Raw genomic sequence first — 12,924 nt, 5'->3', positions numbered from 1 at the left:
ACTATACAATTGAGTCATTCCTTAGAAGAAGTCAACCAATCGGTGACTACACAAAATAAAAAATCAACGTTTAGAAAAATCTTAGCTTTTCTAGGCCCTGCCTATCTCGTAAGTGTAGGCTACATGGATCCTGGCAACTGGGCTACTGATATTGCGGGTGGAAGTCAATTTGGCTATTCACTATTGTGGGTATTACTGATGAGTAATCTTATGGCGTTGCTATTGCAAAGTTTGAGTGCGCGTTTAGGGATTGTCACCCAACGTGATTTGGCACAAGCGTCTCGTGAAACGTATTCGCCTTTTGTGAATTACATTTTATATTTTTTGGCCGAAATTGCGATTGCTGCTTGTGATTTGGCCGAAGTACTCGGAATGGCGATTGGGATTAATTTACTGTTTGACATTCCGTTGATTGAAGGCGTTTTGATTACGGTTTTGGATACTTTTTTACTCCTCTTCTTAATCAACAAAGGCATTCGAAAGATGGAGGCTTTTATCATTGTTTTGGTAGCCATCATAGGATTTTCGTTTGTATTCGAAATGTTTTTTGCCCAACCAGAACTAGACAAAGTGGTCTTAGGATTGATTCCCTCCATTCCAAATGAAGCTGCGCTTTATATTGCCATTGGAATTATTGGAGCCACGGTAATGCCCCACAATTTGTACTTGCATTCGTCTTTGGTGCAAACCCGAAAATTCGATCGCAGTCCGAAAGGTATTCGTCAAGCCTTAAAATACAATCTGATTGATTCGACGATTGCCCTAAATTTGGCTTTTTTTGTCAATGCCGCTATTTTGATTTTGGCTGCAGCCACCTTCTACAAAAACGGATTGTATGAAGTGGCCGAAATTCAAGATGCCCATAAATTTTTGGCACCAATTTTAGGCACTAAATGGGCTTCTATTCTATTTGCCGTGGCATTGATTGCTGCTGGACAGAGTTCAACAATCACGGGAACTTTAGCGGGTCAAATCGTGATGGAAGGCTATTTGAATTTACGGATTCAGCCTTGGGTACGTCGTATTATTACCAGAATAATAGCCATAGTTCCAGCAGTTATTGTAATCTTGATTTATGGCGAAAGTGTCACAGGGAAACTACTCATTTTCAGTCAAGTGATTTTGAGTTTACAATTGGGATTTGCTATTATTCCATTGATCCATTTTGTAAGCGATAAAAACAAAATGAATGGTTTCCATATCAATACGATAACAAAAATAGCAGCTTGGACGATAGCTTTGATTATTGTTTCGCTCAACGCCAAATTGGTTTTTGACGAGATTCAAGGTTGGTTAACGGAGTCTCAAAACCCAATGGTGCTATGGTTAACAGTAGTGCCTCTGGCCATCGGTTTCTTAATTTTACTACTTTATATTGTTATAAAACCATTCTTAACCAAGACAAAATATACCATACAAAATCATTCGCCACATAATATGGCCTTGCAATTCAATGCTACCGAGGCGCATCTCCCTCAAAAAATTGCTATTGCCGTCGATTTTTCTTTTGCCGATGAAACTGCCATTAACTACGCCTTTAATATGGGTGGAAAAGAGGCTAAATATACGCTGATTCATGTGGTAGAAACTGTTGGTGCTATGATGTATGGTAAACAAACCGACGATCACGAAACCACCATTGACGAAAAATTGTTATTAGAATACAAGGAAATGTTTCAAGAAAAAGGTTTCCACGTCAAAACCCTACTTGGTTTTGGGAAGCCCAACAAAGTACTTCCAAAATTGGTTAATAAAGGCAAATTCGATTTACTTATTATGGGTACGCATGGCCATACTGGATTTAAAGATTTACTATTGGGAACCACAATCGATCATTTGCGTCACAAGATTTCCATTCCATTAGTATTGATTAATAATGCTAAAAAATAAAACAACCCCGTTCTGGCTTTAAAAGCTGAAAGAGGTTAAAAATTCCATTTCATATGATGACCCACTCCGAAGAAAATTATCTCAAAGCCATTTATCATTTGACCGTGCAGCTTGAAGCCGAAGTGCCCACGAACGCCATTGCCGAAATGATGGACACCAAAGCTTCTTCGGTAACCGATATGCTAAAGAAATTGGCTGATAAAGCATTAATCAATTACATCAAATACCAAGGAGTTTCCTTGACTGAAAAAGGTACGCACGCTGCTAAAATGATTGTACGCAAACACCGTTTGTGGGAAGTTTTTTTGGTTGAAAAATTGGCTTTTACTTGGGACGAAGTACACGACATCGCTGAGCAATTAGAACACATCAAATCCGAACAACTCATCAACAAACTCGATGATTTTTTGGGCAACCCTACTGAAGATCCGCACGGAGATCCCATTCCAGACGCACAAGGAAAAATAACTAAAATAGAAAAGCTCCTGCTCTCGGAATTGGCCGAAAGCGAAACTGCTATTTGTGTGGGAGTAAAAGATTCCTCTGCCGATTTTCTGCAATACTTGAACAAACAAAAAATTGCTTTAGGAGCGGTTATCAAAGTATTGGGAAGAGAAAATTTTGACGCCTCTTTACATTTAATCATCAACGATACGCCACTTACCGTATCGTCAAAAATTGCAGGAAACTTGTACGTGAAGCGGATTTAACTTAGCGTAAGTGAACTAGCTTCTTCCATATGATTATTAGTGATATACTGAACCAAATAACGCTGGTCTCTTTGGTCAAAAAAGACATACCAAGAAGTTTTGTTATTTAGCGAAACTACTATAAAGTAGCTTCCATATTGACTTAAAAATTTAGGCGTTTTGTAGTGTTGCCTTACATCAATATATTTTTCGATTTCATCTCGAAGCTCAATAACATATTTTTCTGCATTTTCTATATAACTGAAATACTCTTCAAAAAATAGAATAGTAATTAAATCAATCAAATAGTTTTCAAATGATGGAGTATAGACTATTCTTTTTTCCAAGGCAAGGTGCGTAAATGGGTGTGAACACGTTTGACCAATTCCTCTCCTGAAATACCCTCAGACCATTTTTTTTCAAAATTTTCTTCTTCAGATAAAGCGCCTACTTGCTCTAAAAAAAACTGCAAGGCTTCTCCGTGTTTTTGTAAATCTATCGTTACCGATTTTGCTTTACCAGAAACATCTCTTTTAAATTCAACACCTGAAATATTTTTCATTTGTAGATTGTTTTAACTGTGATAGATGACATCATTTAGAGAAACTTTTATCAGAATCTTACTTATAAGACTGCCCTTCAAGTCATTTGAATACGACACTAAGAATTGTTTTGAACAAATGACATACAAATATAGGGATTTAACCACACCCACAATTCCCGTCTCCACAGTTTTTTTTGGACTTCTTTTTCCAGAAAAACTTTCGAATGAGGAAACCAATGGCAATAGCCAATAAGGAAAAAGCGATGATTTCTTGTACCAACATAGTAGGTTCATTTTAAAGAATTAAACCCAGATTCCGAATTAGAAATCTGGGTTAAAGGTAGGCTTTATTTAAAATTTGGCACCAATACTAATGTAAAAAGTACGTCCATCATTTGGCAATACGCCAGGTCCAGGATAACCTCCAGCACGACGAGTAGCATAACTAACATTCGTAAGATTATTAATTCCCGACTTAATATTATAATTCCCAAAAAAGTCATATTTCATAGAGAAATCATAGACACTAAATCCTGCTAATGCCCCAGTTACACCATTTGCTGATGGAGTTTCGGTGTTGTTGGCATCGGTATAAATCTTACTGGTTCTTCGATTTTGAAACGTGGTAGAAATATTTTTGAAATCCCAGCTAATCCCAAAATTGTGGATGTAGCGTGGCGCGTTTTCCACTTGCTTACCTGCTAAATTACTTTGCGTAATCACAATATTCGGAGCTGTTCCCGATACTTGCGTTAGTCTAAAATCAGAGTAAGTAGCATCAATAAAAGACATAGTCGCAAAGAAATTAATATCCCCGATGGCTTCATTTACCTGAAACGCTTTGGTCACATTCACATTCACAAATCCTTCAAAACCTTTGTGTATGGTCTCTCCTAAATTGGTTCTGAACAAATAAGTGCTTTGCGATGGGTCATTATTTGTAAATTGACGAATACTTCCCACTCTGTTTTGATACAGTAAATAAAAATAGGACACATCAAAGTTGATAAAACCTAGCAACGAACCTCGGTAACCTAAATCCAAATTGTAGCCGCTTCCATCTTTCAAATTAGGATCAATCACATCGGTGGTTGCAGATGGCGTCAAATCCGAAAATAATACTGGGCGAAAGGCTTGTGAAAAATTACCGTAAAAATTGGTTCTTTCCCATTTGTATTCTACTCCTAAACCAAACAATGCCACATTTCGGGTAATGTCTTGCGGATTGGCCATAACATCATTTCCGTTAGTAATATTAATTCTTCCTGCACTTGTAGAACGAATCGATTCGAAACGCACACCAGGAGTCACACTTAATCTTGGGGTAATTTTGAACTGATTTTCGGCAAAAGCGGCAAAATTGTCTGTGGTGAAATCTAAATCTCGATTGTAACGACCTTCAATCGTCAAATCAAAATCGGAACCCGTTGTTCCTCTTCCTTGTTGCACACGGTTCATATTGGCTTGGTACAAACGAACACCGAAGGCTAATTTTTGTTCTTCCTGACCTAATGTATATTTGAAAATACTTCTGGTTTCTAAACCAAAGTTTTTGTAGAAATCACGGTCCACCTGACGATTAGCATAAGCATTCGTTGCGGGATTAATTGCATCTTCAACATTTGGAGCTGCTAGAAAACCTACTGAATTACGTTCTCCGATTAATCCAAAAAGTTTCGCATTAAAAGTCAAACGGTCACTGAATTGGGTATCCAAAATCAAAGCGCCTACATTCCAAGGCGTACCAAACCAGTTACGACTACGAAGAGATTGCTGTGGATTGGCTTCAAACTGTGCATCTGTCAGCCCTCCCGCTTGTTGCATATCATAATCCATATTGGTATATTCAGCAGAAAGTTTGGTTTTCTCGTTGAACTTGTACGCAAAATAAGCATGGGTATTGCGCACCGCATAGCGCCCGTTTTCTCTCCAACCGTCCCCGTTTCTGGAATGATTGTACACGTAATAGTCTATTTTTTTTGTGGTACCACCAATGGCGTTATAAGAACTAAATAGGCCATAGCTTCCCACCGTGTTTTGCGTTTCGAAAGAGAAAGCTTTTTCCGTTTCGCGTTTCAATTCGTAGTTGAGCATTCCACCAAACTGAGATCCAAATTGTAGTGAAGCGCCACCGCGAACCAATTGAATATTGGCTACTGCTTCCAATGGCGGATTGTAATACGCTTCTGGATAGCCAAACACATCCGAGGATATATCATAGCCATTCTGACGTGTATTCAACTCCCAACTTCTGTTTGGACTCAACCCGCGAACCCCTACATTGATTTGTATTCCAGACCCCTCATTTTCCCAAATCGAAACACCAGGTACTTTCGCAAAAATTTCTCTTGCATTGTTGGTTACCACATTTCCATTAGTGTTTAGCAATGAAATCACTTCGTTTTTCTTTCCAGAAAACAAACTATTGCCTTGCACTTCTTTCAAGCGCTCTACAGGCTGTTTTTTGTAATAAACGGTTACGGGATATAATTTTTTTACAGTGTCGTTTAAAGCAACATCATTAGTGTCTTGTTGTCCGAAAGCCAAACTACTTGTCACTAGTACAAGCGCAGAAAAGAATAATTTCATTTTTATTTAGATTAATTCTAGACTGCAAATGTAAGTTCGGATTCTTATTTAGACAAATTAAAAATTACTTTTAACATTTGTTCTGCTACTTTAACTCAATAATTGATAGGCTACTAAAGCCACCGTATAAGCAAAAGCGCTCATAAAAAGAAGTTGTCCCAAAGGCCATCGCCAACTGTTGGTTTCTTTGCGAGTAACAGCAAGTGTACTGACGCATTGCATCGCAAAAGCATAAAAAAGTAGTAAAGAAATCCCAGAGGCAAAATTGAAGACTTTTTCGCCTGTCAAAGGATTGATTTCTGATTGCATTTTATTCTTGATGGTGTCTTCATTATCGGTGTCGCCAACGCTGTAAATCGTGGCCAAAGTACCCACAAAGACTTCTCTCGCCGCAAAAGAACTGATAATCGCAATTCCTATTTTCCAATCATACCCCAAAGGCGTCAAAACAGGTTCAATAGATTTACCCATCAGTCCGATATAGGAATTCTCCAATTTTTGCGAAGCGACTTCGTTCTCAAACTCGGTTGCAGAAAGCGGTTTATCAGCGTGTTTACTTTCTACAATTTGCTCCGCATTACTGAAGTTTTCACCTGGACCATACGAAGCCAAAAACCACAAAATAATCGAAATCGCCAAAATGATTTTTCCAGCGCCAAATACGAAGGCTTTGGTTTTTTCAATCACATTGATACCTACGTTTTTAAACAAAGGCAATTTATAGTTGGGCATTTCCACAATGAAATAGGATTTCCCTTTAATCTTCAATATTTTATTCAAAACATAAGCCGAAAAGATGGCCATTCCAAATCCAAGCAAATACAACATCATTAGCGTTAGCCCTTGTAGATTTAAGATTCCCAACACCCTTTGATCAGGAATCACCAATCCAATAATGATAGCGTACACTGGCAAACGCGCCGAACAAGTCGTAAACGGAGTCACTAAAATGGTTATTAGGCGTTCTTTCCAATTTTCGATATTACGAGTCGCCATAATCGCAGGAATAGCACAAGCCGTTCCCGAAACCAAAGGCACGACACTTTTGCCCGACAGCCCAAACTTACTCATAATTTTATCCATCAAAAACACCACACGACTCATGTATCCGCTTTCCTCGAGTATCGAAATGAACAAAAACAAAAAGGCTATCTGTGGAATAAAAATTAAGATACCACCAATTCCGGGAATAATTCCTTGGGAAATCAAATTGGTCAACATGCCTGCTGGCAAGACTTCGGCAGACCAAGCGCTCAAACTAGCAAAAGAGCTATCGATAAAATCCATTGGTACTTCTGACCACACAAAAATGGATTGAAAAATGCCAAACAAAATACAAAAGAAAATCACATAGCCCCAGAATTTATGCGTCAACACACGATCCAATTGGGCTCTAAAATCTTTAGCAATAGATTGATCGATGGTCATTCCCACTTTCAACACATCATTAATAAACTGGTAGCGCTTAATGGTTTCTTTTTGCTGCAAGCGTTTCAAGTCCGAATGTGATTTGGTAAATGTACTCTGGATTTCTTTTCGCTCTAAATTCAAAAAGTTCACATCTTGAGTAATCACCAACCATAACTTATACAACAACTGATTCGGAAACGCCTTGCGAAGATTTTCAAAATATTCAGTATCAATTACCGAGGCATTCATACACGGCTCGGTGGGAAGTGATTTATAAGAAACAATTAGATTTTTTATTTCTTCAATTCCTTGTCCTTTTCTGGAACTCACCAACGCAATTTTGGTTTTTAGCTTTTCTTCTAAAAAAGGAATATCCAAACTGATGCCCTTGTATTCCATTCGATCCGCCATATTGATAACCAAAATCGTTGGAATTTCAAGGTCTTTGATTTGGGTAAAAAGCAGTAGATTTCGCTTTAAATTCTCCACATCCGTCACCACTATGGCAACATCGGGGTAGAGTTTATCGTTTTTGTTGAGCAGTAATTCAATCACCACATTTTCATCAATCGAGCTGGCATTCAAACTATACGTTCCTGGTAAATCTAGAATATTGGCTTTGAAATTATAAGGCAACTTACAAAAACCCACCTTTTTTTCTACCGTAATTCCAGGATAATTCCCTACTTGTTGATTCAAACCCGTCAATTGATTAAAAACAGAGGTTTTCCCCACATTCGGGTTCCCTATCAAAGCGACATTGATGTTGTGATTGCTGGTCATTAGCTTTATTGGATTCGTTCCACTTCTATTTCCTGAGCCGTTGCTACTCGAATCGCAACGTGTGACCCGTTAATGTTTAGGTACAAGGGATCACCGAAGGGAGCGATTTGCAGCAACGCTACTTCATTACCCGGCAAACAGCCCATTTCGAGCAATTTTAATGGAATCGCATCAATATCAAAGTCTTTGATAATGGCTCTTTCCCCTTTTTTGAGTGAATGTATTGTTGTCGACAAACCTTATTTAGATTGAATTAAGATTGCAAAAATACATATTATAATAGAAATTCAAATGATAATTATCACAATTATAAAAGAAGTAGCCACGAATTCACGAAGTATAGCTAAAAAACTATCAAAGTAGAAATGAAGTTCCACAAATAATACAACTCGTAACTATTTATGACTTGTAAAGGCAGAGCAAAAAAACAAAACCGAATTAGTAAAAATTAGTAGAATTCGCGTTCCATTTTCACCAAACTAAATAAGAATCCGTGTTCATCTGTTTAAATCGGCGTGATCCGTGTTCCATTTCAGAACTGAATTAGTGAAAATTCGTGAAATTCGTGTTCCCTTTTCACCAAACTAATTAGCACACAAAAAATTAATATCTTCTATCAATCGCGTCATATCCTCTTTTTTGGTTCCATCATAAAAACCACGAACGCGTCTTTTTTGGTCCACCAACACAAAATTCTCGGTGTGTACCATATCGTACAATTCTTCGGGTTTCCCCAACTTAACGGCCAAATACGATTTTCGAGCCATTGTATAAATTTCCTTTTTATCACCAGTAACCAAGTTCCATTTGCTGTCTATCACGCCGTGTTCAAGAGCATATTTTTTCAAAACAGGCACACTATCGGTCTCTGGAAAAACGGTGTGCGACAACAGCATTACTTTGGGATTATTTTTGATAGCTGCTTGCACTTCGGCCAAGTTCTTGGTCATTTTAGGACAAATCGAACCACAAGTCGTAAAGAAAAAATCGGCCACATACACTTTACCTTCATAATCTTTTTGGGTAATCGTCTTCCCATTTTGATTCACAAACGAAAAATCTGCAATCGTGTGTGCCTTACTCACATATTGCACCGTACTGTCCACCAATTCAGGATTCACGTCAGCTGGATTGTAAATCGGCAAGGTCTTTTCTGGTTTCAACGCATTGTAAAACAAGCCAATTGTAATCGCAGAAAACACCAATAAAACACCAAAAAATATACGATACTTATAAAAGAAAGCTTTCATTTGTAGGTTTTTAAAATAAAATAGAAAGACAACATTTGAATTTCGCGCAAAATTACAAAACAACGGTCTGCCTTACACTACTCTTTTTAAAATAATTTGGGCGTGCCCCTTCGCCTCGTAGAAAAAACGAGGCAAAGGGTCGGGTCTCCGTTCCCGCTTTTTTTTATCCCGCGAAAAAACGGGATAAAAAAAGAGCTCCACTCCACCCCTCACGCAAAAAAAATTTCACAAGACGTTAAACCTTTACTACACTATGAAGTCCAATAGGGTATTCTTGCCCTTTGCATAAAAATTTCAAGAGTCAAAATTCGAAAGACGTCTTTATTGTAATGCTAATTTTATGCAAGCAAGAAAAAGGAATTCCATTGTGCAAAATTCTCTTAATAATGTATTTTTTGTCACAAAAAAAGCAATTTCGATGTAACTATTTTTTGCTTTTTGACACGAATGTATCGTAACTAATTCAAATTTTAATATGAACCCAAAAAAGTCCACCACCTTACTGTTTGCACTACCAGCAGTTTTTAGTTTTGGATGGAGCCAAGCACAAACCGCTTCGGCCTCCAAAGAGCCAGGAATCAATATCCAATATATGGATAAAACCATCAAACCAAGCGATGATTTTTTCAGATATGTAAACGGAACCTGGTTGAACACTACCGAAATCCCAAGCGACAAAACCCGTTGGGGAAGCTTTGACGAATTGCGTCAACGCACCGACGCTGATGCCTTGGCCATCCTAAAAGAAGCCGCCAACAACCCAGCGTACAAATCGAATACCGACCAAGGTAAAGCCATCAATTTGTACAAAACCATGTTGGATACCGTAAGCCGTAACAAATTAGGTATTGCTCCCCTAAAACCTTATTTGAAAAAAATCAACGCGGTGAAAAACGTAAAAGATTTACAAGCTTTGTTAATCGAAATGGAACCTACTGGAGGCATTGGCTTCTTTGGCGCTGGTGTAGGTACCGATGCTAAAAACAGCAATGTCAATGTAATTAACTTAGGACCTGGAGGCGTAGGCTTACCAGACCGTGATTACTATGTAGGCGAAGACAAAGATTCTAAAGAAAAAAGAGAAAAATATGTACTGCACGTGGCTAAAATGTTGCAATATTTAGGCGACAAACCAGAAGTAGCCAAAGCCAACGCTGAGAAAATTTTGGCTTTAGAAATCGAAATGTCTAAGCCTCGTTTTGACCGTGTAGAAAGAAGAGACCGTCGTAAATCGTACAACCCAATGACCGTTGCGGAAATACAAAAACTAACGCCATCCATCGATTGGACTACGTATTTCACTAAAATTGGTTTGCCAACGAATCAAACAATTATCGTGTCGCAACCTAAATATATGACGGCATTAGAAACCCTTTTTAAAGAAAACAAAGTAGACGACTGGAAAGCCTATATGCGTTGGTCTTTATTGAACAGAGCTTCTAGCCAATTATCTACAGAAATTGAAAAAGCTAACTGGGAATTTTATGGCAAAACCTTAACGGGTGCTGTAAAACAAAGACCTTTTGAAGAAAGAGCTTTACAAACCGTAACAGGGTCTGTGGGTGAAGCTTTAGGGAAATTATACGTAGAGAAAAAATTCCCTGCCGAAGCTAAAGAAAAGGCAGCCAAAATGATTAAAAACATTTTCCGTGCTTACGAAAACCGCATCAACAACTTACCTTGGATGTCGGCTGAAACGAAAGTAAGTGCGATTGCCAAATTAAACAAACTAAGAGTTAAAATTGGTTATCCAGACAAATGGAAAGACTACTCTGCTTTGACTATCAAAAGTCCAGCTGAAGGAGGAACGTTTTTTGAGAACGTAAGAAACATTGCTATTTGGCGTAATAAAGAAAACTTTGCTGAATTGAGCAAACCCGTAGACAAAGACCGTTGGGGTATGGCACCACAAACAGTAAATGCCTACTATAATCCATCGAACAACGAAATTGTATTCCCTGCTGCTATTTTGCAACCACCTTTTTACAATTACCAAGCTGACGAAGCTGTGAATTATGGTGGAATTGGAGGGGTTATTGGTCACGAAATCTCTCACGGATTTGATGATTCAGGAGCACGTTACAATGCCGACGGTAATTTAGTAGACTGGTGGACACCAGAAGATTTGAAAAAATTCGGTGCTTTGACTGGCGCTTTAGCTGCACAATACAGCGCTTTGCAACCGCTTCCAGGTACTTTTGTAGATGGTAAATTTACTTTAGGTGAAAACATTGGAGATTTAGGTGGTGTGAATGCTGCTTACGATGGTTTGCAATTGTACTTAAAAGAAAACGGCAACCCAGGATTGATTGATGGATATACCCCAGAACAACGTTTCTTCATTTCTTGGTCTACCATTTGGCGTTCTAAAATGAGAGACGAAGCCTTGAAATCGCAAGTAAAAACCGACCCGCATTCACCAGGTATGTACAGAGCCTATGTGCCTTTACAAAACGTTGATGCTTTCTACGATGCCTTCAATATTCAACCGAATGACGGAATGTATATCGCTCCAGACAAAAGAGTAAAAATCTGGTAAGATTTACTGCTCTAATAATACCAAAACCCATCAGCTAAAGCTGATGGTTTTTTTGTTGGTGTAAATTAGATGGAATTTAAAAACTTACAATCTGAATCTGATTATTATCTAAAATTTCAGTTTATCAGTTTTTATTTTAGTGCTATCTTCCTGCAAGGTCTTTTTTTTGACCTGTAGGTATTTGTATTCAAATAACATACCTACAAGGTTTTTAAAACCTTGCAGGAAAACAACTCAAAAAAGGAAACTTATTTAAAAAGTGATTCTTACTCCAATTTGGTTAGCACTTGCTAGTAATGTTGTAGTTGGTTGAGATTCGAAAGTACTTGCTGTTCCATTGTTGTGTAAACCCAAAGCTTTTTTGATTCTTTTTGGATAGCCAATTTTTATTGGTATAGAAGCTACAATCATTGCGCCTCCAATGATAGCGGCAGTTAAATTAGATCGTTCAGATTTGATGTTTGGAGCATAATCACCAGGGTAATAAGTAGATGTAGTGTTATCTGTAGTCATCGCTGTTGCAAGATTAACTGTTACCAATCCTAAACCACCATAAAACAAAACATTTCCCCACGTTTTTTTATTACGCCCAGCATTGTATTCTGCTAAAGCTTCGGTGTTTTTGCTTAATAATTGTCTAACCTCATCAGAAGTTAATTTTTTGTTTTCAGAAGTATAAACGGTACCTCCACTACCATAGTTAAGTTGTTGTGCCATTCCAGCAATCGAAACCATCAAGAAGGCTAAAAGCATTGTTCTTTTCATAAATTGTTGAATTATAATGTAGTAAATAATTGTTGTTTTTAAGCTATATACTCTTGGATTAGTGTTCTTCATTGGCTTAAAAACACTTTCTAAAAGTAGGAATTATAAGTGAATTTGTTTGTAAATAAAAGAAGAAAAAACAATACAATTTCATAGTAATTCATCAAAATTCTACTACTTGAAAACCATCCTGCAAGGTCTTTTTTTGACCTTGTAGGTATTTGGATTCAAACAACATACCTACAAGGTTTTGAAAACCTTGCAGGAAAACAACTGGAAAATCATTTAAAAACACCATTTGCATTAGTAGTCCTTGGCTTATGAAAAACCAAACGTCCTCCCCTAGCCCCGATTACTATGATATATACAAACTAAAAATTTATTTATTTTTTAGTTTAAAAAAAGACATAACAAGCCTTCGAATAAGAATTACACGAAGGTTTGTTGTGCCTTTCATAAGTTATT

At 37.7% G+C, this 12,924-nt stretch carries 11 protein-coding genes; 3 read left to right on the top strand and 8 right to left on the bottom strand.

Going from position 1 to position 12,924, the window contains the following annotated elements:
* The first annotated feature begins 9 nt into the window (after nucleotides 1–9).
* Together ACZ1AQ_RS06205 and ACZ1AQ_RS06200 are read left to right on the top strand one after the other, a co-directional pair.
* The gene (locus ACZ1AQ_RS06205; RefSeq protein ID WP_489632072.1) at nucleotides 10–1,890 is read left to right on the top strand and encodes an Nramp family divalent metal transporter; all 1,881 of its coding nucleotides are present in this window, start codon (nucleotides 10–12) and stop codon (nucleotides 1,888–1,890) included.
* Nucleotides 1,891–1,946: 56 nt separating this feature from the next.
* Entirely contained in the window at nucleotides 1,947–2,600 is a 654-nt protein-coding gene (locus tag ACZ1AQ_RS06200) for a metal-dependent transcriptional regulator (protein ID WP_489632277.1), read from the top strand.
* Here ACZ1AQ_RS06200 and ACZ1AQ_RS06195 read toward each other — a convergent pair.
* The 7 genes from ACZ1AQ_RS06195 to ACZ1AQ_RS06165 all read right to left on the bottom strand — a co-directional run bounded on the left by ACZ1AQ_RS06195 (nucleotide 2,597) and on the right by ACZ1AQ_RS06165 (nucleotide 9,155).
* A complete protein-coding gene (locus ACZ1AQ_RS06195) occupies nucleotides 2,597–2,926 on the bottom strand; it encodes a hypothetical protein (protein WP_489632071.1) in 330 nt (109 codons plus the stop codon). The two genes, ACZ1AQ_RS06200 and ACZ1AQ_RS06195, sit on opposite strands and share 4 nt — an antisense overlap.
* A complete protein-coding gene (locus ACZ1AQ_RS06190; protein WP_064715399.1) occupies nucleotides 2,911–3,141 on the bottom strand; it encodes a hypothetical protein in 231 nt (76 codons plus the stop codon). Before ACZ1AQ_RS06190 ends, ACZ1AQ_RS06195 begins: the two co-directional genes overlap by 16 nt.
* Before the next feature lie 139 nt (nucleotides 3,142–3,280).
* Nucleotides 3,281–3,406: a FeoB-associated Cys-rich membrane protein gene (locus tag ACZ1AQ_RS06185; protein WP_082923242.1), complete on the bottom strand. Its 126-nt coding sequence runs from the start codon at nucleotides 3,404–3,406 to the stop codon at nucleotides 3,281–3,283.
* Between the two features lie 68 nt (nucleotides 3,407–3,474).
* Nucleotides 3,475–5,712, bottom strand: coding sequence for a TonB-dependent receptor family protein (locus tag ACZ1AQ_RS06180; RefSeq protein ID WP_489632070.1), 2,238 nt, complete (start codon nucleotides 5,710–5,712; stop codon nucleotides 3,475–3,477).
* A gap of 90 nt (nucleotides 5,713–5,802) precedes the next feature.
* Nucleotides 5,803–7,905, bottom strand: a complete 2,103-nt coding sequence (feoB, locus tag ACZ1AQ_RS06175) for a ferrous iron transport protein B (protein WP_489632069.1) — start codon at nucleotides 7,903–7,905, stop codon at nucleotides 5,803–5,805.
* A gap of 5 nt (nucleotides 7,906–7,910) precedes the next feature.
* Nucleotides 7,911–8,141, bottom strand: coding sequence for a FeoA family protein (locus tag ACZ1AQ_RS06170; RefSeq protein WP_489632068.1), 231 nt, complete (start codon nucleotides 8,139–8,141; stop codon nucleotides 7,911–7,913).
* Between the two features lie 348 nt (nucleotides 8,142–8,489).
* Nucleotides 8,490–9,155 carry an SCO family protein gene (locus ACZ1AQ_RS06165; RefSeq protein ID WP_489632067.1) on the bottom strand — a complete coding sequence of 222 codons (666 nt, stop codon included), beginning with the start codon at nucleotides 9,153–9,155 and terminating at the stop codon, nucleotides 8,490–8,492.
* Between the two features lie 475 nt (nucleotides 9,156–9,630).
* On the opposite strand from ACZ1AQ_RS06165, the gene ACZ1AQ_RS06160 reads away from it, so the two are divergent.
* Complete coding sequence (locus tag ACZ1AQ_RS06160; RefSeq protein ID WP_489632066.1) at nucleotides 9,631–11,694, top strand: M13 family metallopeptidase; 2,064 nt, start codon at nucleotides 9,631–9,633, stop codon at nucleotides 11,692–11,694.
* Nucleotides 11,695–11,946: 252 nt separating this feature from the next.
* On the opposite strand, the gene ACZ1AQ_RS06155 is transcribed toward ACZ1AQ_RS06160, so the two are convergent.
* Nucleotides 11,947–12,459, bottom strand: coding sequence for a hypothetical protein (locus ACZ1AQ_RS06155; RefSeq protein WP_489632065.1), 513 nt, complete (start codon nucleotides 12,457–12,459; stop codon nucleotides 11,947–11,949).
* Between the last annotated feature and the right edge of the window lie 465 nt (nucleotides 12,460–12,924).

Source organism: Flavobacterium sp. UM26 (genome assembly GCF_057922445.1).
The sequence above is the reverse complement of the archived record's forward strand: the minus strand, read 5'-3'. Positions and strand labels throughout refer to the sequence as shown.